A 22,991-nucleotide genomic window follows, 5' to 3' on the forward strand; every position below is an offset into this window, starting at 1 on the left:
GCTGTTGCTGTTGCTGTTGCTGTTGCTGTTGCTGTTGCTGTTGCTGTTGCTGTTGCTGTTGCTGTTGCTGTTGCTGTTGCTGTTGCTGTTGCTGTTGCTGTTGCTGTTGCTGTTGCTGTTGCTGTTGTTGTTGCTGTTGCTGTTGCTGTTGCTGTTGTGGTGAGCGGGCTTGCCCCGCGCTGGGCTGCGAAGCAGCCCTGAAGTCAGGCACCTCGGTGTTTCAGGTAAAATTGTGTCGTCTGGTTTGGGGCTGCTTCGCAGCCCAGCGCGGGGCAAGCCCGCTCACCACAATCCCAATCCCAGCCACAATCCCAACCATAACCACAATCCCAACTGCAGCCACAGGCAAAAGTGCACAGGATCACTCAGGTGTAGATAAACCGGTTCACAACCCCTTCAAGCATCTCCTGCCGCCCACTCACTGCCTGCGGGTTGAGCTCCTGGGCAAATGCATGCTCGGCCAGCGATTGCAGGCTGAACTCACCCGCCAGCACCGCCTGGCCCAGTGGCTGTTGCCAGCCGGCATAGCGCTGGTCCTTGAACTGTTGCAACCGGTCGTTCTGCACCATGGCTGCCGCACGTTCCAGGGCCAGCGCCAATACGTCCATGGCCGCGACGTGGCCGTGGAACAGATCCACGTCATCCAGGCTCTGGCGCCGCACCTTGGAATCAAAGTTATAGCCGCCGTTCTGGAACCCGCCAGCCTTGAGGATTTCATAAGTGGCCAGGGTCATTTCCTCGACGCTGTTGGGGAACTGGTCGGTGTCCCAGCCGTTCTGCGGGTCGCCACGGTTGGCGTCGATGCTGCCGAAGATGCCGAGGGACACGGCCGTGGCAATCTCGTGATGGAAACTGTGCCCGGCCAGGGTCGCGTGGTTGGCCTCGATATTCACCTTGATCTCATGTTCCAGGCCGTACTCATGCAAAAAGCCGAACACCGTGGCGCTGTCGTAATCGTATTGGTGCTTGGTCGGCTCCTGAGGCTTGGGCTCGATCAGCAGGTCGCCCTTGAAGCCGATCTTGTGCTTGTGTTCCACCACCATGCGCATAAAGCGCCCGAGCTGTTCGCGCTCACGCTTGAGGTCGGTATTGAGCAGGGTTTCATAGCCTTCACGGCCGCCCCACAGCACATAGTTGGAACCCTTGAGTCGCAGGGTGGCGTTCATCGCGCTGTACACCTGGGCGGCGGCATAGGCGAACACTTCCGGGTCCGGGTTACTGGCCGCGCCGGCGGCAAAGCGCGGGTTGCTGAAGCAGTTGGCGGTGCCCCACAGCAGTTTGATACCGCTCTGTTCCTGGTGGCGCTCCAGGTGGTCGACCATCTGCGCGAAGTGCTGGCGATATTCCTTGAGCGAACTGCCTTCGGGCGCCACGTCGGTGTCGTGAAAACTGTAGTAGTCGATACCCAGCTTGGAGAAAAACTCAAAGGCCGCATCCGCCTTGCCCATGGCCAGCTCCATCGGCTCGCCGCTGCGCTGCCACGGGCGCTTGAAAGTACCCACGCCGAACATATCCGCACCGGGCCAGACGAACGTGTGCCAATAACAGGCCGCCATGCGCAGGTGTTCACGCATGGGTTTGCCGAGGATCAGCTTGTTGGCGTCGTAGTGGCGAAAGGCGAGGGGGGAGTCGCTGCTGGGGCCTTCGAAGCGAACCTTCTCGACACCGGGGAAGTACAGCATGGCGTTTTCCTTATTGTTCTTGGCGGTGTCTGGATACTAGCAACGGCGGTGGGGCGGTTGATTATGAAAATCACCAAGGCGTAGTGCGATTTTGTGCAGTGAGGGCTAGTCTGTCGAAACAGGCCCCAGGACAAAAACAATGAAAACCCTACCGCCCGTGCACCGCATTGCGCTGTTGTTCAACGGCAGCAAAATCTACGACCGCGGCATCATCGCCGGCATCGGCAATTACCTGAGCAGTACGCGGGTCTCCTGGGACTTGTTCCTGGAAGAAGACTTTCTGTGCCGCCTCAAAGGCATCGAGCGCTTTCAAGGCGATGGGATCATTGCCGACTTCGACGACCCGCTGATCGGCGAGGCGCTGGCTGGCAGCCAGTTGCCGGTGGTGGCGGTGGGCGGTTCCTATGAGGATACGCGCGCCTATCCCCAGGGCATTCCCTATGTGGCCACCGACAATTACGCCTTGATGAAGCTGGCCTACGAGCACCTGATCGAGGCCGGGCTGACGCGCTTTGCCTGTTTCAGCCTGCCTGAAGCCCAGGCCAATCGCTGGGCCCAGGAGCGCGAAAAAGCCTTTCGCCGCCTGATGCTGCGCGATGGTTTGCACGTTGAGGTGTATCGCGGCCTGGGCACCAGCGCGCCGTTGTGGGACAGCGCCGTGGAGCAGCAGATCGCCTGGCTGCACAGCTTGCCCAAGCCCATCGGCATCATCGCCGTCACCGATGCCCGTGCCCGGCAATTGCTGCAAGCCTGCCTCACCGCCGGCATCGCCGTGCCGGAGCAAGTCGCGCTGATCGGCATCGACAACGACCCGCTGACCCGCACCCTCACGCGGGTGCCGCTGAGTTCGGTGGTCCAGGGCACCGAAACCATGGGCCGTACTGCCGCTGCGCTGTTGCACCAGATGCTGCATGGCAAGCCGTGCGTGGGCACGCGGATCCTGGTACCGCCGGAGGCGATCAATGTGCAGGCCTCCAGCTTGCATCAACCCTTGGGTAATCCGTACGTGATGCAGGCGCTGCTGTTTATCCGCCAGTACGCCTGCCAGGGCATCAAGACCGCGCAGGTGGCGGCCTATGTCGGCGTGTCGCGCTCATCCCTGGAAGCGCACTTTCGCAAGGTGCGCGGCTGCAGCGTGCATGACGAGATCCTGCGCTTCAAACTCGCCGCCGCCGCCAAGGGCCTGGAGAGCCACGAACTGGCGATTGCCGATATTGCGGCCAGGTGCGGCTTCAAGTCGGCGCAGTACCTGCATACGGTGTTTCGTCGTGAATTGGGTTGTACGCCGAGGGAGTACCAGCAGGGTGCGGAGTTTGAGTTGCCCGTGCCTGAGTAAGGCCTTACATACACTGCTGGACCCAATGTGGGAGGGGCGGTGCGACGCTTCGACTTGCCCCCTCCCACCTTTTTAACGTGTTCAGGCAGTTGCTTTAGCGGGCTTCAGGCATTCGATGGAGCGATCCACGGTGGTCTTTGCAATTTCCAGCAAATGCCACACGGCCAGAATCTTCGCCCGTTCGGGGCTTGGTAGCAGGTCACCGCAATCCAGCGCCGTGGCGGAAGCGCTGTCGAGCAAGCTGGCGGTGTAAAGCAGGGCATCTTCGAAACTCAGGTCTTCGTTGACCGAGTGGAGGCCTTGAGTGGGCAGGTAGTGGTCGATGGCGCGGTTGAAGGCGGCGCGGTCTTTGGCGGGATCAAAGGGTGGATCGGGGATGACTTTATTCATGGTGTACCTTCGCGTTGGATGCGGGGCCGACACCCTTCGCGACTAAACGAGGGTGGCGGCTGTACGCAGGTTAGTCGACCGGCTCCAACGCGAAAATACCGGCGCACCCGAAGGTGCCCTGCGCACAGCCACCATAAAACTGATGAAGGACCATGCACGCGTTGGAAGATCAGGCGACTAAACCCGATCACTGATTTGGCAGTGACGGACGGCGGACTAGCCAGCGATTCCAACAGGCACAAGGCGGCAGGAATTGTCTAGGAAACGTCCTGCAATTAAAAGCGGCCCGACTTGCTGGCCCTTTACAAACCATGACCAAATGCCACTAACGATACCGCTCACCTATTGAAATGCAGGCGATGTAGAAGGGGCTTGTTGCCGATGCCGGAGCGCGCGGTGCAAGGGCACCGCGCGGACAGAGGGGTTATGGCAGGGCGTAGGCGATCACGTAGTCGCCACGGTCAGTGGATTGGCGTGCACCGCCAGCGGTGATGACTACGTACTGCTTGCCGGTTTTCGGCGACACGTAGGTCATCGGGCCGCCTTGGCTGCCGACGGGCAGGCGGGCCTTCCAGACTTCATCACCATTGCCGCTGTTGAAGGCGCGCAGGTAGAAGTCCTGGGTACCGGCGATAAAGATCAAACCGCCCTGGGTCGACAGGGTGCCGCCGAGGGTCGGCAGGCCGATCTTGATCGGCAGGTGCATGCGGATGCCCAGCGGGCCGGTGTCTTCAACGGTGCCGACCGGTACTTGCCACGCGACTTTCTGGGTCTTCATGTCGATAGCGGTCAGGGTGCCGAACGGCGGCGCCTGGCACGGAATGCCGGCCACCGACAGGAAGCGGTTTTTGTTCACGGCATACGGCGTGCCCTTGAGCGGGACGGCGCCCATGCCGGTGTTCAGCGCTTCGCCACCGGAGGAGGTTTGGGCGTTTTTCTGCGCCGGCACCATCTGGATCCACAGGCCCAGGCGCATGTCGTTGACGAAGATAAAACCGTGCACCGGGTCGGTGGAAATACTGCCCCAGTTCATGCCGCCCAGGGAGCCGGGAAAGCTCAGGGATTTATCGGTGCCTGGCGCGGTGTACAGACCGTCGTAGCGCATGCCTTTGAAGTCGATGCGGCACAGCAACTGGTCGTACGGCGTTGCGCCCCACATGTCCGATTCAGTCAGGGTTTGCGCGCCGATCTGCGGCATGCCCACCGATTTAGGCTGGGTTGGAGAGTAGGGCTCATTGGGGATGTTGGCGGCCTTGACCGGTACGTCTTTGACCTCGGTCAGCGGCTTGCCGGTGGCGCGATCCAGCACGTAGATCTGCCCGGCCTTGGTGCCAATCACCACCGCCGGTACAGCTTTGTCGCTGCCCGGTGGGGTGAAGTCGATCAGGCTTGGCTGCATCGGCAGGTCGAAGTCCCACAGGTCGTTGTGGACGGTCTGGTACACCCATTTTTCCGCACCGCTGGAGGCATCCAGGGCCAGCACCGAAGCGCCGTATTTATGGTTGAGCTGGGTGCGCTCAACGCCGTAGATATCGGTGGACGAACTGCCCATCGGCAGGAAAATCGTGTTCATCAGCGGGTCGTAGGACATCGGCGCCCAGCTGTTTGGCGTGCTGCGCACGTAGGTGCTGTCGCCGGTCGGGGCTTGTTTGTCTTCTGGGTTGCCGGGGTCGAAGGCCCAGCGCATCTGGCCGCTGATTACATCAAAACCACGGATCACGCCGCCTGGCATGTCGGTCTGCACGTTATCCGCCACGCGGCCGCCCACCACAACGGTGGTGCCGGCGATCAATGGGGCGGAGGAGAGCTGGTAGTAGCTGTCCGGGACGTTGCCCAGGCCGGCTTTCAAATCCACCTGGCCGTGGATGCCGAAGTCTTCGCAGAATTTGCCGGTGTCGGCATCGACCGCGATCAGGCGTGCGTCGATGGTGTTGGTCAGCAAACGGCGCTGGCACTGCGCGCCGGGCGCAACCGTGGCGGCGATGATCGGCGAGCTGTTGGGCTGGGTCGGCTGGGCAATCGGCGCGGTGGCGTCGAAATACGCCATGCCACGGCAACGCTGCCACACCGCCGACTTGGCGTTGACTTCGTTCTTCCACAGCTCTTTGCCGGTGTCGGCGTCGAGGGCGATCAGGTTGTTGTGCGGGGTGCAGATGAAGACTTTGTTGCCGATCTGCAGCGGGGTCAGTTGGTCTTCGGCACCGTTGCCGTCGCTGATCGCTACGTCGCCGGTGTGGTAGGTCCAGGCGACTTTGAGCTTGTTGACGTTGTCGCGGTTGATCTGGTCCAGCGCGGCGAAACGGCTGCCGCCTTCGGTGTTGCCGTAGTGCGCCCAATCTTTCTGCGCATCGGTCGGGGCCACGGGCGTGACGCCTGGGCCCGCACCGGTCGGCGCGACGCTGGGATGGGCGACGAACATATTGCCCGCCGCCACCGCCACGCCCACCGCCAACACGGCGGCAACGCCATAGGCACCGCGCGCGGGCCGGCCGGCCAGCAGCGGATACACCAGCGCTACGACCATGCCGATGGCGGCGAACATGAACACGCGCGAGAACAGCGGCCAGAACACCAGGCCCACATCCGCCACGGCCCAGATCGCTGTGCCGACCAGGAATGCGGCGAACAACCACGCGCCCGCCGGGTTACGCCGGGCAATCAACAGGCCGGCAATCGCCATGGCCACGCCGCCGATCAGGAAGTACCAGGAGCCACCCAGACTGACCAGTTTGGCGCCGCCGACGGCGAGGGCAAGGCCGAGCAGGGCGATGACAACGCCCAGGCCCAGGAGTAGGAATCTAGAGACGCCGGTGGCGCGCGATGCTCGTTTCATGTCGAAAGGACTCGAATGTGAGAGGGCAAAGACGCGATTTTAGCAAGATAAGTAACCAGATAGTACATTTTGCAACGCGTCTTAGGCCATAGCGGACGCCCTGGTTGGCACGAAACATTTATTAATACTTAACTCACTATCATGGTTGTACGACGTCATATCAATTGTGTTCGACTACCCAGGCTCTCACAAAAAAAATAACGGAGACTCTCCTATGACCGGTTTTCCTTCTGTCGAAGGCAAGGCTGTGGCCTCTGCGCCCGGCCATGTTGTACGACTTCTCAAGTTGCTTGGCCCCGGCGTCATTGCGGTACTGTCCTGGCTGGGCGCAGGCGATTTGATTACGTCCTCCGTGGCCGGCGCCAACTATGGTTATGCGATGATGTGGGTGCTGGCAGTGTCCCTGCTGCTCAGGTACCTGATCGTCAACATCATTGCGCGGTTTCAGCTGTGCAATAACCAAGGCATGACGATCCTCCAGGGTTACGCTCAGTTGAACCCGTTTTTCGCCTGGTTCCTGCTGGTGTATGCGCTGCTGATGGGGCATTTGATGAATGCCTACATGATCAAGGGCGCGGGGGAAGCCCTGGCCATGTTGTTCAAGACCGACTATGCATTGCTGTGCTCGGTGGCGGTGGTATTGGCCGTATGGCTGCTGGTCGGGCGCAATATCTATTCGATGATCGAAGGTGTGATGAAAGGCCTGCTGGCAATCATGACCCTCGCATTCATTGCGCTGGCGGTGATGTCCGGGCCGGATATGGCGGGCATTGTCAAAGGGACGATTGGTTTCAGCATTCCGCCGGATGAGGGCGTACACGGGGCATTGCTGGTGGCGGTCTCGGTGATCGGCGCGGTGGCGGGCTCGATTGCCAACTTCGTGCACCCCTATGTCATGCGTCAAAAAGGCTGGGTTGGCCCACAGCACAAGCGCATCCAACGCAACGACCTGTTATTTGCCGTGTTCGTCGGCATTGTGATCAACCTGGCGATCTGGATTGTAGGCGCCGAGATCCTGCGGCCCAACGGCATTGAAGTGAAGACCCTGAGCGACCTGGGTAAGGCACTCGAAATCTTCTTCGGCCCTATTGGCTGGTACATCTTCTTTATTGGCGTGTTCGCAACGTTGTTTGCCAGCATCTCCGGTAAAACCACGGCGTTTCCCATGCTGATCACCGATGCCTTCCAGCATGTGCGGCCCGGACGCCGCGAGCGTTACGGCAAAGAATTCCACCATGACCCGCTGCACAAGTGGTTCATGTTGTTCATCCTGGTGACCCCACTGATCTGGTCGCTGCCGGGCATGCCGGACTTTGTCACGCTGACCATCGGCGTCAGCGCGTTGAACATCATTGGCTTGCCGGTGATTTCCCTCGGCTTGCTGATCATGTCCAACCAGAAGTCGCTGTTGAGCAAGGAATACCGCAACAACCTGTTCGAAAATATCGCGCTGCTCTTTGCCACGGGGCTGGCGCTGTGGGTTGCGTTCCAGTTGGGTGTCGAACTGTTCAGCTGATTGCCGGACTTGCAGGCTCCGCATCTGCTTGATGCGAAGCCTGCAAGCAGTCAACGAAACGCCGGCACCACCTGCTCGATAAACAGCGCCAGCGACTTCTTCTTCTCTGCATGAGACAAGCTGTTATCGCACCAGAAGCTGAACTCATCCACGCCCAGTTCCTGGTAGTACTGGATGCGCGGGATGATCTCGGCGGCGGTGCCGATCATCGCGGTCTTGTGCAGGCTTTCCAGTTCGAACTCAGGGCGGGCGGCGAATTTTTCTTCCGGGCTTGGCGCCAGGAAGCCATTCACCGGGACTTCTTTATTGCCGAACCAGGCATCGAAGGTGCGATAGAACTTCGAGATTGCCTTGGCCCCGACTTTCCAACCTTCCGGATCATCGGCCGCGTGCACATGGGTGTGGCGCAGTACCATCAATTGCGGGCGCGGTACGTCGGGGTTGTTGTCGAGGGCCGCCTGGAATTTGTTTTTCAGGTCGAGGACTTCTTCGTCGCCCTTCATCAGCGGCGTCACCATCACATTGCAGCCGTTGGCCACCGCGAAGTTGTGTGAGTCCGGGTCGCGGGCGGCGATCCACATCGGCGGGTTGGGCTGCTGGATCGGCTTGGGCACGCTGGTGGAGGTGGGGAATTTCCAGATCTCGCCGTCGTGGGCGTAGTCGCCTTTCCACAGTGCACGCACCACCGGCACCATTTCACGCAGGGCCTGGCCGCCGCTGGAGGCGGGCATGCCGCCGGCCATGCGGTCAAACTCCACCTGGTACGCGCCGCGAGCCAGGCCGACTTCCATGCGCCCGTTGCTGATCACGTCTAGCAAGGCGCATTCGCCCGCCACCCGCAGCGGGTGCCAGAACGGCGCGATGATGGTGCCGGCGCCCAGATGAATCGTGGTGGTCTTGGCCGCGAGGTAAGCCAGCAGCGGCATCGGGCTTGGCGAAATGGTGTATTCCATGGCGTGGTGTTCGCCAATCCACACGGTGCTGAAACCGCCGGCCTCGGCCATCAGGGTCAGTTCGGTCAAGTCTTCGAACAACTGACGATGGCTGACACTTTCGTCCCAACGTTCCATGTGTACGAACAGCGAAAACTTCATGGTGCTTACCTCTAATCTGTTGTTGTTTTGCGCAAATACCGGGTTTGCTGGGAGGTCAGGCAGGCACGGGCAGGGCGCCCATTTTGCCGTGGCAATAGACCAAGGGCCCGTTGGCCTGTTCCGGCACGATCAGGTTCTTGACCGAGCCGACCATGATCGCGTGGTCGCCGCCTTCATATTCACGCCACAGCTCGCACTCGATCACCGCCGTGGCATTCGCCAGGATCGGGTTGCCCAGCGCGCTGAGCGTCCATTCGATGCCTTGGGCCTTGTCTTTGCCCTTGCGCGCAAACGCATAGGCTTCGCTTTGCTGGCCGCCCGACAGGACGTGGATGGCAAAGCGCTTGTTCTTGATCAGAATGGGGTAGGAGTCGGAGCTGTAATTGGGGCAGAACAGCACCAGGGCCGGTTCCATGGACAAGGAGCTGAAGGCGCTGGCGGTGAGGCCGACGATCTGGCCGTCGTCATCAAGCGTGGTAATCACGGTGACCCCGGACGGAAATGAACCCATCACTTGTTTGTAGATGGCGGCATCGATCATGTGACGGTCCTCTGGCGGTGGAGCGGTTTTTATTAACTTGTAGGTATGATGGTATACCGTAATACACAGCTTGCAAGCGCTTTTTTAAACCCCCGATAAACGTCTTGTTCTGGCGAAATATCCAATGAATGCTGGGGTTCAGGCTGAAATTTAAAGGATTCAAGGCGACAGGGAACCGGATCAGTTGCAGGTACAAACAGCGGATCAGTCTTGTGGAAATGTTGGAATACCATAATATGGTGTTCATCCGAGAGGGCCGAAGAGCTCCCCCCGGTATGGCGTCAAACAACTATAAGATCAGACAAACGCGAGTTCATTTCCATGCCCCAGATGTCCCGGCAAGACCCCCTGATCGAGCATCACACGGTCGATTACGTCCCTCTCGCAGAGCGCCACGGAAAGGCCCGCGACCTGTTCACTTTATGGTTCAGCACCAACATCGCGCCGCTGCCCATCGTCACCGGCGCCATGGTCGCCCAGGTATTCCACCTCAATCTGGCCTGGGGACTGTTGGCAATTGCCCTCGGGCACCTGCTCGGCGGTATCGTGATAGCCCTTGCCTCGGCCCAGGGCCCGCGCATGGGCATTCCGCAGATGGTGCAGAGCCGTGGCCAGTTCGGCCGCTACGGCGCCTTGCTGATTGTGTTCTTCGCCGCACTGATCTACATCGGCTTCTTTATTTCCAACATCGTGCTGGCTGGCAAATCCATCGTCGGCATCGTGCCGTCGGTGCCGGTGCCGGCAAGCATCCTGATCGGCGCCCTCAGCGCCACCGCCATCGGTGTGATCGGCTACCGCTTTATCCACACCTTGAACCGTATCGGCACCTGGGTGATGGGCAGCGCATTGCTCGCCGGGTTTGCCTACATCTTTGCCCATGACCTACCGGCGGATTTCCTGAGCCGTGGCGGCTTCAACGCAGCTGGCTGGTTGGCCACCGTGTCGCTGGGGGTGATCTGGCAGATCAGCTTTTCGCCCTATACCAGCGACTACTCGCGTTACCTGCCGGCGGACATCGGAATTACCCGGCCTTTCATTGCGACCTACCTGGGCGCCACCCTCGGCACGATCCTGTCCTTCGCCTTTGGCCTGGTTGCCGCACTCGCCACGCCCGAGGGCACCGAAGCCATGGTAGCGGTCAAGCAGGCCACCGGTTGGCTGGGGCCGATCCTGATGGTGCTGTTTTTGCTCAATATCATCAGCCACAACGCCTTGAATCTGTACGGCGCGGTGCTGTCGATCGTCACTTCGATCCAGACCTTCGCCAGCCACTGGACTCCCAGTATCAAAGTGCGCGTGGTGCTGTCGGGCGTGATCCTCGCCGGCTGTTGCGTGGTGGCGTTGGGCGCGTCGGCGGATTTCATCTCGCAGTTCATCGGCCTGATCCTCGCGCTGTTGCTGGTACTGGTGCCGTGGGCGTCGATCAACCTGATCGACTTCTACGTCATCAAGCGCGGCGTCTATGACATCGCTTCGATCTTCCAGGCAGATGGCGGCGTGTATGGGCGCTTTAACCTGCATGCGATCGTGGCGTACTTCATCGGCATCATCGTGCAGTTGCCGTTTGCCAATACGTCGCTGTACGTGGGGCCGTGGGCCAACCTGGTGGAAGGCGCGGACCTGTCGTGGCTGGTGGGTTTGGTGGTGACGTGTCCGTTGTATTACTGCCTGGCGACACGTCAACACACCCGCAAGGCCAAGGCGGTCTACCGACTGTCATAACCCTGTGGCGAGGGACGCCAGCGCCGGGATTCTCGTCTGGATGTGGGAGGGGGCTTGCCCCCTCCCACATTTGATTTGCGTTGTTTTTGAGCAGATAGGCAATCGTCATTGGCCCCACAACCGTGACTCAATGCGCGCCAGCGGCCTTGTTCAGGTCGCTTTCGGCCCACTCGGTATACACACACGCATCCGCCGTCGCCCAGCGCACACGCACCGGGTCGCCGGCCTTGAGCGGCATACCCGCAGCCGATAGCGCCTTGACCGTCATCGACGTGCCGCCCAGGGTGCGCACGGTGCAGGTCTGGCTTTCGCCGAGAAACAACACTTCCCCTACGATGGCCGACACTTCATTCCAGCCCGCCGCCAGCAGTTGCTCGGCGGCCTGTTCGACACTCAGCGCCAGGGCTTTTTCCGGGCGTACCATCAGCAGCACGTCCTGTTCGGTGCGCAACCCGGTGGTCAGGCGGATCGACAGGGATTGGCCTTCGAACGACGCCACTGCGTTGCCCTGGGCCTTGAGCTTGAGGAAGTTGGAGTTGCCGAGGAACGACGCCACGAACGCGTTCGGCGGGTTCTGGTACAGGTCGAAGCCGCTGCCCAGGCCGACGATCTTGCCGTGGCTGAAAATCGCGATGCGCTGGGACAGGCGCATGGCTTCTTCCTGGTCGTGGGTCACGTAGACGATGGTGATGCCCAGGCGCCGGTGCAGCTGGCGCAGTTCGTCCTGCAGGTCTTCACGCAGCTTTTTGTCGAGGGCGCCGAGGGGTTCGTCCATCAGCAGGATGCGCGGTTCGTACACCAGGGCGCGGGCGATGGCGACTCGTTGCTGTTGGCCACCGGACAGTTGCGAAGGGCGGCGATGTGCGAACTGCTCAAGCTGCACCAGCTTGAGCATGGCGTCGACACGCTTTTCGCGCTCGGCGCTGGCCAGTTTGCGGATCGCCAGGGGGAAGGCGATGTTGTCGCGCACCGACAAATGCGGGAACAGCGAGTAGCGCTGGAACACCATGCCGATGTCGCGCTTGTGCGGCGGCACGTTGACCAGCGATTGGCCGCTGACCAGGATCTCGCCGCTGCTCGGCGTTTCGAAACCGGCGAGCATCGACAGGGTGGTGCTTTTGCCAGAGCCGCTGGAGCCGAGGAAGGTGAGGAATTCGCCGTCCTGGATGTCCAGCGAGATGTTGTCCACGGCAGCAAATTCGCCGTAGAACTTGTTCAGGTTGCGCAGGCTCACCAGGCTTTGGCCAGGTGTTTGCACGGGGTCTTTGATCACTGCACTCATGTCTTAATCCTCGGCGCTCAAGCGCGGGTTTCGGTGCGCCGGCGGACGGCGGCGGCAATCACCATGACCAGCACCGAGAGGCCGATCAGCAGCGTCGAGGCGACGGCGATCACAGGCGTCAGGTCCTGGCGCAGGGTGGTCCACATTTTTACGGGAAGGGTTTGCAGGGTCGGGCTGGCCATCATCACGCTGAGCACCACTTCGTCCCATGAGACCAGGAACGCGAACAGTGCACCGGCGACCATCCCAGGGCGAATCGCCGGGAACGTCACCTTGAACACGGCCTGCAAGCGCGAGGCGCCGCAGATCACCGCCGCGTCTTCAATCGACTGGTCGAACAGCTTCAGCGAGTTGATGATCGAGATGATGGTAAACGGCAGCGCAACGATCACATGGCTGACCACAAAGGCGAACATCGTGCCGGTGTAGCCCAGCTTGAGGAACAGCGCATACACCGCCACGGCGATAATCACCAGCGGCACGATCATCGGCAGGGTGAACAGGCCGTAAAGCAACTCGCGGCCGGGGAAGCGCCCGCGCACCAGGGCAAACGCGGTGGGCAGGCCCAGGGCGACGGCGAACACCGTGGTCAACACCGCGACCTTGAGGCTGGCCATGGCGGCGTTCATCCAATCGGGGTTGGAAAAGAATTGGCCGTACCATTTGAGCGTCCAGCCGGGCGGCGGGAACACCAGCCATTGCGACGAGCCGAACGACAGCAGCACGATAAACACGATCGGCAGCAGCAGGAACAGGCCGATCAACCCGGTGGTGGTGTAGAGGCCCAAGCGCATCCTGCGGCTCATGGCGTTGGGGGTCAGGAGCATGACGGCTTACCTCGCGTTGCTGGCGCCAACCGGGGATTCCGGCTGAAGCTTCAGGTAGAAGTAGAACAACACCAGCGTGATGAAGATCAGCAACGCGGCGCCGGCACTGGCCAGGCCCCAATTGAGGAACGACTGCACCTGCTGGATGATGAACTCGGGCAGCATCATGTTCTGCGCACCGCCGAGCAGCGCCGGGGTGACGTAGTAACCGAGAGACATCACGAACACCATCAGCCCGCCGGAGAACAACCCCGGCCGGCACAGCGGCAGGAAGACACGGAAGAAGTTGGTCCACGGGCTCGCGCCGCAGATCGAGCCGGCCTGCAGGATCATCGGGTCGATGGCCTGCATGGTCGCCTGCAACGGCAGCACGATGAATGGGATCATGATGTAGCTCATGCCGATCACCACGCCGGTGAGGTTATGCACCATCTCCAATGGCTGATCGATGATGCCCATGGCCATCAACGCCTTGTTGATAACCCCGGAGGCTTGCAGCAACACCAGCCAGGAATAGGTGCGGGCCAGCAGGCTGGTCCACATCGACAGCAGCACAATGCTCAGCATCCAGCGCCCCCAACCACGCGGCACGAGAGTGATTGCCCAGGCCAGCGGAAAGCCCAGTAGCAGGCTGAACAAGGTCACCAGTCCCGCCACCGAAAAGGTATTGAGCAACACCCGGGCATAGGCCGAGTTGGCGAACAGCTGTTCATAGTTGCCCAGGCCCGGCACCGGCTCCAGCACGCCGCGCAGCAGCAGGCCGATCAGCGGCGCGAGGAAGAACAGGCCGAGAAACAGCAGGGCCGGGATCAGGTTGCTCGATCCGCGCCAGCGCTGTGCCAGGGACGGCGAGGGTGTCTTGGCCGGTACCGCACCGGCAGCGCCGAGGGCGCTCCCGGTCGGTGTGGTTGCCGTCATTTTCATTTGACTAGCCATTCATTCCACCGTGTCGCAATGGCCGGGCCGTTCTTGGCCCAGTAGGCGAAATCGAGGGTGATCTGGTCCTTGGCATACGCCGTCGGCAGGTTGGGTGCGAGGACTGAATCCAGGCGCTGCACGCTGTCGATGTTCACCGGCGCATAGGCGGTCAGGTTGGAAAAATCCGCCTGGCCCTTGGCGCTGCTGGCATTGGCCAGGAATTTCATCGCTGCCGCTTTGTTTTTCGAACCTTTAGGCACAACGAGAATGTCGGCCATCACCAGGTTTTGCTTCCAGCTCACGCCGACCGGTGCACCGTCTTCCTGCAGGGCGTGGATACGGCCGTTCCAGAACTGCCCCATGCTGACTTCGCCGGAGGCCAGCAGTTGTTGCGACTGCGCGCCGCCGCCCCACCAGACGATGTCTTTCTTGATGGTGTCGAGTTTCTTGAAGGCGCGGTCCAGGTCCAGAGGGTAGAGCTTGTCGGCGGGTACACCGTCGGCCAGCAGCGCCAGTTCGAGCACGCCAGGGCTTGGCCATTTGTAGAGGGCGCGTTTGCCGGGGTAGGTCTTGGTGTCGAACAGCGCGGTCCAATCCTGGGGTTTGCCCGCGCCGAGCTTGCCTTCGTTGTAGCCAAGCACGAAGGAGAAGAAGAACGAACCGACGCCGTGGTCGGAGACGAAGCGCGGGTCGATCTTGTCGCGCTGGATCACCGAAAAGTCCAGCGGTTCGAGCAGGCCTTCGGCGGCGGCGCGCAAGGCGAAGTCGGCCTCCACATCCACCACGTCCCACTGCACGTTGCCGCTCTCGACCATGGCTTTGAGTTTGCCGTAGTCGGTGGGGCCATCCTGTACGACGGTGATACCGCTGGCCTTGCTGAACGGGTCAGCCCACGCCTGCTTCTGCGCATCCTGGGTGCTACCGCCCCAGCTCACGAAATTGACGCTTTCGGCCGCCAGCGCGACGTGGCTGGTCACGCTCAGTAGTCCCGCAAACAGCGCTGCGGTTGCACCTTTGTTCAACACCATTTTTACGCCCTCATTGTTGTGTTTATGAGCGGGGCTTTGGATGCCCGCCTATCGGGAGCAGTCGGTGTGGATGACGTTATAAAGGTCATCCAACCTATGGAATATCATATTATGGTATTCCAAACTTTGCGCAAGCACTTTGCCATACCGGCTATCTGGCCGGGTCATGAAACGAAGGGAATACTTTCCACTACTTCGAGGTCGTAACCGGTCAAGCCTGCGTATTTCAAAGGTGGGCCCAGGTGGCGCAACTTGCCCACCCCGAGGTCCTGCAAAATTTGCGCTCCGGTGCCGACTTCCGAGTAAATGCGCGACTGCGACCGGCTGAACTGGCGCGGCGCCTGAGTCAGTTGCGGTACGCGTTCCAACAGGGCCTGGGACGACTCATGATTGGCCAGCACCACCACCACGCCGCTGCCTTCGGCCGCTACGCGTTGCAAGGCAGCCCACAGCGTCCAGTTTGACGGGCCGCTGTAGTCGGCACCGACCAGGTCGCGCAGCGGGTCGATCACATGTACGCGCACCAGTGCAGGTGTATCGCGGTGCAACTGGCCCATGACCATCGCCATGTGCACGCCGCCGTCGATACGGTCTTCAAAGGTGATCAAGCGGAAGGTGCCGTGCACCGTGGGCAGGTCGCGCTCACCGATGCGCACCACGGTGCGTTCGGTGCTGAGGCGGTAGTGGATCAGGTCGGCGATGGTGCCGATCTTGATGCCATGTTTGCGTGCGAAGACTTCCAGCTCCGGACGGCGGGCCATGGTGCCGTCGTCGTTCATTACTTCGACGATCACCGAGGCCGGCGCGTGCCCAGCCAGGCGCGCCAGGTCGCAACCGGCTTCGGTATGCCCGGCGCGAGTCAGCACGCCGCCATCCTTGGCGCGCAACGGGAAGATATGCCCCGGCTGCACGATGTCGGTCGGTCCGGCATTGATGTCCACGGCCGCTGCCACGGTGCGTGCGCGGTCGGCGGCGGAGATGCCGGTGGTCACGCCCGTGGCGGCTTCGATGGACACGGTAAACGCGGTGCTGAACACGCTGCCATTGCTCGGCACCATTTGCTCAAGGCCCAGGCGCTGACAGTGCTCGTCGGTGAGTGTCAGGCAGATCAGGCCGCGGGCTTCACGGGCCATGAAGCTGATAGTCTCGGCGGTGCAGCAGGCGGCGGGCAGCAACAGGTCACCCTCGTTTTCCCGGTCTTCGTCGTCCACCAGAAGCACCATCTTGCCTTGGCGGTAGTCTTCGATGATGTCTGCAATGCTGTTGAAGGCCATGTGAAATGCTCGACTTGTTGGTTGTATGTATTATGGTATACCACAAATTCTAAACAAGAGGATGTCACGATGAAGGCCTATTGGATTGCCCATGTGGATGTGTCTGATGCAGAGCAGTACACGCAATACACCCAGCGCGCGCCGGCGGCGTTTGCGAAGTTCGGCGGGCGGTTTCTGGCCAGGGGCGGGCGCAGTGAGGCGCTGGAAGGCGCGCCGGCACGGCAGCGTAATGTGGTGATCGAGTTTGATAGCTACGAGCAGGCGGTGGCGTGTTATGAGTCTGCCGAGTATCAGCAAGCCAAGGCGCACCGTGAGGGGGCGGGGGTGGCGCAGATCATTATTGTGGAAGGCTTGGCACCCTAGTTATCAAGCCAAATAGTGGTCCAAATGTGGGAGGGGGCTTGCCCCCGATAGCAGTGTGTCAGCCACTGAATAAGGTAGCTGAACCACCGCCATCGGGGGGCAAGCCCCCTCCCACATTTTGATTCGTGTTTGGCCTTGAGGTCAGCGAATGAAGTGAATCTTGCCGCTGTCGTCGTTGCCGATATAAATGCCATACACCCCAGCCTGCCTTTCCTCGATATAACGCTCGAGGATCTGCCGGATCGCCGGGTAGTAGATGCTGTCCCAGGGAATGTCCTCGGGTGCGAAGAATTTGTAATCCAGCGTCTCTGGCCCGAACTGCCCGGTGATCTCCAGCGCAATCGCACGGAAGATGATGTACACCTCGCTGATCTTCGGCACGCTGAAGATGGAGTAGGGCGAGACGATCTCGGCGCGTACGCCGCTTTCTTCCCACACCTCGCGCAATGCCGCCTGCTCGGTGGTTTCGCCACCTTCCATGAAGCCTGCGGGCAAGGTCCAGGTGCCGGGGCGCGGGGGAATAGCCCGTTGGCACAGCAGGTACTTGCCGTCCTGCTCGATGATGCAGCCGGCGATGATCTTGGGATTGATGTAATGGATATAGCCGCAGCCCCGGCACATCAGGCGCTCATGGGTATCGCCCGGTGGCAGTTGGTGACCGAGGTCACTGCCGCCGCAGGTCGGGCAAAAGCGCGGGCTGGGCACGGTCAGCGGCCTATGCGCGGTTCTTTGAGCGCGATCGGCAGGGTGATTTCCGGCGTCTTGCCGGTCTCTTCCTGTTTGCGCTTGAGGTAATCCAGAGCCACGGCGGCGGCGGCGCGCACGTGATCGACACACGCTTGGTGGGCCGCGAGCGGGTCGCCGCTCTTGATCGCCTGAACCATGCGTTCCATTTCCTGGTTGCTGGTGCCGCGACGGTTTTCCTGGGACACGGAGGTGGCACGCAGGTAGCTGATGCGGGCCTGCAACTGGCGCAATTGGGTAGCGGCCACGTGGTTGCCGGAGCCTTCGAGCAGCACGTCATAGAAGCCCTGGACCGAGTCGATGACCTGTTGCAGTTCACCGTCCTTGAGGGCCTTGCGGTTTTCTTCCAGGGCTTTTTCCAGGGCCTTGATGTCCTTGGCCTTGGCGCGCAGGGTGAACAGCTGCACGATCAAGCCTTCGAGCACGCAACGCAGTTCATAGATGTCGACGGCGTCGGCCAGGGTGATGATTGCCACTTGCGGGCCCTTGGCATCGGCGAACTCCACCAGGCCTTCGGACTCCAGGTGACGCAAGGCTTCGCGTACCGAGGTACGGCTGACGCCGAGGCGGTCGCACAGGTCGCGCTCCACCAGGCGGTCACCGGGCAGCAACTGGAAGTTCATGATGGCGCTGCGCAGTTTTTCCAACACGATTTCGCGCAGGGTGACCGGGTTGTGATTGACCTTGAAGCTGTCGTCGAGGGGCGCGCGTTTCATGGGGTTAGCTCTGAATGTGGCGGTTGACTGGAGGCCTCGGCCGGCCGGGGGCCGATTGAGGGCCGAAAATCGTGCCCAAGTTTATCATGCTGCGTTCTTTAAGCGACAAACCCTCACGGCCCCCTGGGCGCCTCACGCCAGCGTCGGCAATGGGCCCAGCTTGCCCTTGTGGTAGATCATCGGCGTGACCGGTTCGGCGGGCAGGATCAGGTTCTTCACCGCGCCGACGATGATCGCGTGGTCACCGCCATCGTATTCGCGCCACAACTCGCACTCGATGATCGCCGTGGCCTTGGCCAGCAGCGGGTTGCCCAGTTCGCTCAGGTGCCACTCGATGCCCTTGGCTTTTTCCTTGCCCTTGCTGGCAAAGGCGTAGGCTTCGGCGGTCTGGTCGGCAGACAAAAGGTGGATCGCAAACCGCTTGCTGTCGCGCAGGATCGGGTAGGTGTCCGACGCATAGTTGGGGCAGAACAGCACCAGCGCCGGGTCAATCGACAGCGCGCTGAACGCGCTGGCGGTAATGCCGACGATACCGCCGTCCGGGTCGAGGGTGGTGACCACCGTGACGCCGGAGGGGAAGGAACTCATCACGTCTTTATAAATGCCGGGTTCGATCATGGTCGTGGACTCTTAACGCATCACAAAAGGATCAGGCATGGGCGCCTGGGAGAGGTTGATCCACACCGTCTTCAGCTCGGTGTAGGCCAGTACCGAATCAATGCCGCTTTCGCGCCCGTAGCCGCTGTTCTTGAAACCGCCGATGGGCGCCATCGCCGACACCGCACGGTAGGTGTTGACCCAGATGATCCCCGAACGCACGTCCCGCGCCAGGCGATGGGCGCGGCCCAGGTCACGGGTCCAGATACCGGCGGCGAGGCCGAACTGCGAGTCGTTGGCGATGGCCAGAGCTTCGGCTTCATCCTTGAAACGGATGACTGAGGCCACCGGGCCGAACACTTCTTCCTGCATGATTTTCATCGAATTGCGGTCGCACTCGAACAGCGTCGGCTCGTAGAACCAACCCTCGCCGAGGTTCTGTGGGCGCTTGCCGCCGGTACGCAGGCGCGCGCCTTCGGCGATGGCATCGGCGACGAGGCCTTCGACCACGGCCAGTTGCTGCGCGGTGGCCATGGGGCCCATTTCGCTGGCGTCGTCCTGGGGGTTGCCGATGCGGATGCGCTGGGCGCGTTCCACCAGGCGGTCGACGAATTCGTCGTAGATTTCAGCCTGCACCAGCAGGCGCGAGCCGGACACGCAGCTTTGCCCGGACGCCGCGTAGATGCCAGCAATCGCGCCATTGATGGCGCTGTCCAGATCAGCATCGGCAAAGATGATGTTCGGTGACTTGCCGCCCAATTCCAGGGACAGCTTGGCGAAGTTCTCGGCGCTGCTGCGCACCACATGCCGCGCCGTGGCAGCGCCGCCGGTAAAGGCGATCTTGCGCACCAGCGGATGGCGGGTGAGGGCGGCGCCGGTGCTCGGGCCGTAACCGGTGACCACGTTGACCACACCCGGTGGGATCCCGGCTTCCAGCGCCAGGCGTGCCAGTTCGAGAATGGTCGCCGAGGCATGTTCCGACGGTTTGATCACAATGGTGTTGCCCGCCGCCAGGGCCGGTGCGAGCTTGATCGCGGTGAGGTACAGCGGGCTGTTCCACGGAATGATCGCGGCAACCACGCCCATGGCTTCGTGCACGGTGTAGGCGAACAGGTCGGGTTTATCCAGCGGCAGGGTGCCGCCTTCAAGCTTGTCGGCCAGGCCTGCGGTGTAGTGGAAAAACTCTGGCAGGTAGCTGACCTGGCCACGGGTCTCGCGGATCAGCTTGCCGTTGTCGCGGCTTTCCAGCTGGGCCAGTCGCTCTGTGTTTGCGGCGATCAGGTCACCCAGGCGACGCAGCAGTTTGCCCCGTGCGGTGGCGGTGAGGCCGCGCCAGGCCGGGCTGTCGAAAGCGGTTTGGGCGGCCTGTACGGCGCGCTCCACATCCGCTTCGTCGGCGTCGGGCAATTGCGCCCAAGGCTCGGCCAGCGCCGGATTGAGGCTGTCAAAGGTCTTGCCGGACAGGGCATCGACCCATTCACCGCCGATGCACATCTGGAAGCGTTCAAGCGTCATGCCACGATCCCCTTTATCGGGTGTTGTTGGGAGTGTGCCGTTTCAAGAAACCCCAGCAGCAGCTGGTTGACCAGGCGCGGCGATTCTACCGGCATCATATGCCGTTGCTCGGGCAGTACCGCAACGGTCGCGCCGGGAATGCGCTCGGCCAGTTGCCGGGCCATCTGCGGCGTGGAGCCGGGGTCCAGCTCACCGGTGGCGACCAGGGTCGGCGCCTGGATGCTGCCCAGGTCGTCGGCGCGGTACATGTCCTGGGTCGCAAACAGTTCATAGGTGGTGAGGTAGCCCTGGGGATCGTTGCCCGCCAGGGTTTCGCGCAGCGCAGCAATCTGCGCCGGGTTGGCCGCCTGGTATTCGCGGCTGAACCAGCGCGACAGCGCCGCTTCGGCATTCGCATCCGGGCCATGTTCGGCGGCCTGGGCGGTGCGGGCGATCACGCCTTCGCGCTGTTCGGGGCTGCGGTTGAACACACTGTTGAGCACCACCAGGCCTTGCAGGCGTTGCGGGTAATGCAGCGCAAAGGCACGCGCTACCAGGCCGCCCATGGAAAAGCCGATCACCGTTGCCTTGGGCAGTTGCAGGTGGTCGAGCAGTTCCAGCAACTGGTCGGCATAACCGAGCAGCGGCGTGCCGGCGGCCGGGCGGGGGCTGGCGCCGTGGCCGAGCATGTCGTAGCTGATCACGCGGTAATTCGTGGCCAGGCCAACCACCTGGCCGCCCCACATTTCTTTATTCAGGCCCACGCCGTGGATCAAAACCACAGGCTGGCCTTGGCCGGTCGCCAGGTAACTGGTGCCAGCCGGTGTGTGTTCAGCGGTGAGCCGAATCATGGAGCGCTCCTGCATGCTTTTTGTTGTGGTGGCCGGCCGTGCTTACTGGGCGTTTTCCGCCGCCAGTTCTTCCAGGTCGATGTAGCGATTGCCGATGCGCGGGTGCAGACGGCCGCCGTCGGCGCAACCCAGTACCACGACGATTTCGTCAGCACGCGGTGAGTCTTCGATCTGCATTTCCAGGGTGATGTAGTGCGAACGCAGGCCTTCGTCGTCCTTGTGCATCATTGGCACCTGGATCGAGGTGCCTGGGCCGCCGCGCTTGTTGGTGAAGCTCAGGTAGCTCTTGGCCTTGACCGCTTCACGGTAGTGGTTGCCAAAGCGCAGGGTGTGGATGATCGCGCTGGCGTGTTCGATCTCGCCGTCGGCACCGACCACGGCGGCCTTGCCATAGGCTTCGATCTTTTCAGCGCCGCCGATGATGCTCACCAGGCGCTCGACCATCTGGGCACCGAGGTCGGAGCAGTTGGCGCGGATCTCAGGCTTGAGGTCTTCCACGAAACCGCGACCGAGCCAGGGGTTTTTCAGTACGACGGCAAGGCCGACCATTTTTACCGGAGTGTCGGAGGCTTTGCCGCCCTCGATAAAGGTCTCTTCTACATAGCTGACGATCTTGCGGATTTCGAAACTCATGAGCGGCTCCATCAGGTGTGGGGGAGGATTTCGTATGATGGTATACCATAATACGCAAAGCACAAGTGGCGAAAATGAGGTGAGGCGATAAAGGGCGGGTGTGAGATTTAATCGAGTCGATGTTAAAAAATGTTAGATGGAAAAAATACTTCACATAATCCGTTCATTGGTGGATGATCGATCTCAATTCCAACGCGGCTCGCCGGTGTGGTGTCAGCCGCCGTTTTCCCCTGGAGTACCCATGAATAATAAGAATGTCGGTGTGATCGGTTTGGGCGCGATGGGGCTGGGCATTGCCCGCTCGCTGCTGCGCGCCGGGTTCAATGTGCATGCGTGTGATGTGCGTGAGGCAGTCACCCAACAGTTCGCCGGCGAAGGCGGAGTGGCGTGCACATCGCCCGCACACATGGCGGACACGTGCGATGTGATCATCACGGTGGTGGTCAACGCCGAACAGTCCGAGACCGTGTTGTTTGGTGAAGGCGGTGCCGTGGCGGCGTTGCGGCCAGACAGCCTGTTGATCGGCTGTGCCACCGTGGCGCCGACCTACGCCGTAGAACTGGGCCAGCGCCTGGGCGAACACGGCCTGCTGTACCTGGATGCGCCGATTTCCGGCGGTGCGGCCAAAGCCGCCGCCGGCGAAATGACCATGATGACGTCCGGCCCGCAGGCCGCCTATGCCAAGGCCGAAGCGGTACTCGCGGGCATGGCCGGCAAGGTCTATCGCCTGGGCGATGTCCACGGGCTGGGCTCCAAGGTCAAGATCATCAACCAATTGCTCGCCGGGGTGCACATCGCCGCATCCGCCGAAGCCATGGCCCTGGGCCTGCGCGAAGGGGTCGACGCCGATGCCTTGTATGAGGTGATCACCCACAGCGCCGGCAATTCGTGGATGTTCGAGAACCGCGTGCCGCACATTCTCAAGGCCGACTACACGCCGCTGTCGGCCGTGGACATTTTCGTCAAGGACCTGGGCCTGGTGCTGGATACCGCCCGTGCGAGCAAGTTTCCACTGCCGCTGTCGGCCACGGCGCACCAGATGTTCATGCAGGCCTCCAGCGCCGGTTTCGGCCGCGAGGACGATTCGGCGGTGATCAAGATTTTCCCTGGCATCGATCTGCCGACCGCCAAGCCCGAATCTGTGTGAGGA

21 protein-coding genes are annotated in these 22,991 nt (G+C 61.5%); 5 read left to right on the forward strand and 16 right to left on the reverse strand.

Going from position 1 to position 22,991, the window contains the following annotated elements; all coding sequences use genetic code 11:
• Positions 1-365: 365 nt before the first annotated feature.
• Positions 366-1,682: a xylose isomerase gene (xylA, locus tag EJD88_RS01325; protein WP_158876332.1), complete on the reverse strand. Its 1,317-nt coding sequence runs from the start codon at positions 1,680-1,682 to the stop codon at positions 366-368.
• Between the two features lie 139 nt (positions 1,683-1,821).
• Between xylA and EJD88_RS01330 the strand changes: the two genes are divergently transcribed.
• Entirely contained in the window at positions 1,822-3,018 is a 1,197-nt protein-coding gene (locus EJD88_RS01330) for a XylR family transcriptional regulator (protein ID WP_158876334.1), read from the forward strand.
• 81 nt (positions 3,019-3,099) lie between these two features.
• Here the strand turns inward: EJD88_RS01330 and EJD88_RS01335 are convergent, their stop codons facing one another.
• Entirely contained in the window at positions 3,100-3,408 is a 309-nt protein-coding gene (locus EJD88_RS01335; RefSeq protein WP_112194721.1) for a DUF6124 family protein, read from the reverse strand.
• Positions 3,409-3,832: 424 nt separating this feature from the next.
• Positions 3,833-6,241: a glucose/quinate/shikimate family membrane-bound PQQ-dependent dehydrogenase gene (locus tag EJD88_RS01340; protein ID WP_158876336.1), complete on the reverse strand. Its 2,409-nt coding sequence runs from the start codon at positions 6,239-6,241 to the stop codon at positions 3,833-3,835.
• 214 nt (positions 6,242-6,455) lie between these two features.
• On the opposite strand from EJD88_RS01340, the gene EJD88_RS01345 reads away from it, so the two are divergent.
• On the forward strand, positions 6,456-7,757 hold the full coding sequence (locus EJD88_RS01345; RefSeq protein WP_099584562.1) for an Nramp family divalent metal transporter: 1,302 nt from the start codon (positions 6,456-6,458) through the stop codon (positions 7,755-7,757).
• 50 nt (positions 7,758-7,807) lie between these two features.
• Here the strand turns inward: EJD88_RS01345 and EJD88_RS01350 are convergent, their stop codons facing one another.
• Both EJD88_RS01350 and EJD88_RS01355 read right to left on the reverse strand, forming a co-directional pair.
• Positions 7,808-8,851, reverse strand: a complete 1,044-nt coding sequence (locus tag EJD88_RS01350; protein WP_099584563.1) for an LLM class flavin-dependent oxidoreductase — start codon at positions 8,849-8,851, stop codon at positions 7,808-7,810.
• A 55-nt stretch (positions 8,852-8,906) separates the two neighbouring features.
• Positions 8,907-9,392 (reverse strand): flavin reductase family protein, encoded by a 486-nt coding sequence (locus tag EJD88_RS01355; protein WP_112194727.1) that lies wholly within the window; start codon positions 9,390-9,392, stop codon positions 8,907-8,909.
• Between the two features lie 321 nt (positions 9,393-9,713).
• Here EJD88_RS01355 and EJD88_RS01360 point away from each other — a divergent pair, with 321 nt between their 5' ends.
• Positions 9,714-11,114, forward strand: coding sequence for a cytosine permease (locus EJD88_RS01360; RefSeq protein WP_099584599.1), 1,401 nt, complete (start codon positions 9,714-9,716; stop codon positions 11,112-11,114).
• A 127-nt stretch (positions 11,115-11,241) separates the two neighbouring features.
• On the opposite strand, the gene EJD88_RS01365 is transcribed toward EJD88_RS01360, so the two are convergent.
• From EJD88_RS01365 to ribBA, 5 genes are all read right to left on the reverse strand, one after another.
• Positions 11,242-12,396, reverse strand: coding sequence for an ABC transporter ATP-binding protein (locus EJD88_RS01365; RefSeq protein WP_158876338.1), 1,155 nt, complete (start codon positions 12,394-12,396; stop codon positions 11,242-11,244).
• A 17-nt stretch (positions 12,397-12,413) separates the two neighbouring features.
• Positions 12,414-13,223 (reverse strand): ABC transporter permease, encoded by an 810-nt coding sequence (locus tag EJD88_RS01370; RefSeq protein WP_112194730.1) that lies wholly within the window; start codon positions 13,221-13,223, stop codon positions 12,414-12,416.
• A gap of 6 nt (positions 13,224-13,229) precedes the next feature.
• Positions 13,230-14,147 carry an ABC transporter permease gene (locus EJD88_RS01375; RefSeq protein WP_099584566.1) on the reverse strand — a complete coding sequence of 306 codons (918 nt, stop codon included), beginning with the start codon at positions 14,145-14,147 and terminating at the stop codon, positions 13,230-13,232.
• A complete protein-coding gene (locus tag EJD88_RS01380) occupies positions 14,144-15,169 on the reverse strand; it encodes an ABC transporter substrate-binding protein (protein WP_112194732.1) in 1,026 nt (341 codons plus the stop codon). Before EJD88_RS01380 ends, EJD88_RS01375 begins: the two co-directional genes overlap by 4 nt.
• A 164-nt stretch (positions 15,170-15,333) precedes the next feature.
• Entirely contained in the window at positions 15,334-16,443 is a 1,110-nt protein-coding gene (ribBA, locus tag EJD88_RS01385; protein WP_158876340.1) for a bifunctional 3,4-dihydroxy-2-butanone-4-phosphate synthase/GTP cyclohydrolase II, read from the reverse strand.
• Between the two features lie 69 nt (positions 16,444-16,512).
• On the opposite strand from ribBA, the gene EJD88_RS01390 reads away from it, so the two are divergent.
• On the forward strand, positions 16,513-16,806 hold the full coding sequence (locus EJD88_RS01390; RefSeq protein ID WP_158876342.1) for a DUF1330 domain-containing protein: 294 nt from the start codon (positions 16,513-16,515) through the stop codon (positions 16,804-16,806).
• A gap of 141 nt (positions 16,807-16,947) precedes the next feature.
• On the opposite strand, the gene EJD88_RS01395 is transcribed toward EJD88_RS01390, so the two are convergent.
• The 6 genes from EJD88_RS01395 to EJD88_RS01420 form a co-directional block, all read right to left on the reverse strand.
• On the reverse strand, positions 16,948-17,511 hold the full coding sequence (locus EJD88_RS01395) for an NUDIX hydrolase (protein ID WP_099584570.1): 564 nt from the start codon (positions 17,509-17,511) through the stop codon (positions 16,948-16,950).
• Between the two features lie 2 nt (positions 17,512-17,513).
• Positions 17,514-18,266 carry a GntR family transcriptional regulator gene (locus tag EJD88_RS01400; RefSeq protein ID WP_099584571.1) on the reverse strand — a complete coding sequence of 251 codons (753 nt, stop codon included), beginning with the start codon at positions 18,264-18,266 and terminating at the stop codon, positions 17,514-17,516.
• A 132-nt stretch (positions 18,267-18,398) separates the two neighbouring features.
• The gene (locus EJD88_RS01405) at positions 18,399-18,884 is read right to left on the reverse strand and encodes a flavin reductase family protein (RefSeq protein WP_099584572.1); all 486 of its coding nucleotides are present in this window, start codon (positions 18,882-18,884) and stop codon (positions 18,399-18,401) included.
• Positions 18,885-18,896: 12 nt separating this feature from the next.
• A complete protein-coding gene (locus EJD88_RS01410) occupies positions 18,897-20,378 on the reverse strand; it encodes an aldehyde dehydrogenase (RefSeq protein ID WP_158876344.1) in 1,482 nt (493 codons plus the stop codon).
• Complete coding sequence (locus EJD88_RS01415) at positions 20,375-21,208, reverse strand: alpha/beta fold hydrolase (protein ID WP_112194743.1); 834 nt, start codon at positions 21,206-21,208, stop codon at positions 20,375-20,377. Before EJD88_RS01415 ends, EJD88_RS01410 begins: the two co-directional genes overlap by 4 nt.
• Positions 21,209-21,250: 42 nt before the next feature.
• On the reverse strand, positions 21,251-21,841 hold the full coding sequence (locus EJD88_RS01420; protein ID WP_158876346.1) for an amino acid synthesis family protein: 591 nt from the start codon (positions 21,839-21,841) through the stop codon (positions 21,251-21,253).
• Between the two features lie 136 nt (positions 21,842-21,977).
• Here EJD88_RS01420 and ltnD point away from each other — a divergent pair, with 136 nt between their 5' ends.
• A complete protein-coding gene (ltnD, locus tag EJD88_RS01425) occupies positions 21,978-22,988 on the forward strand; it encodes an L-threonate dehydrogenase (RefSeq protein WP_158876348.1) in 1,011 nt (336 codons plus the stop codon).
• Positions 22,989-22,991: the final 3 nt, after the last annotated feature.

The organism is Pseudomonas sp. PB105, assembly GCF_009764655.1.
GTDB classification, from domain to species: Bacteria; Pseudomonadota; Gammaproteobacteria; order Pseudomonadales; family Pseudomonadaceae; genus Aquipseudomonas; species Aquipseudomonas cyclaminis.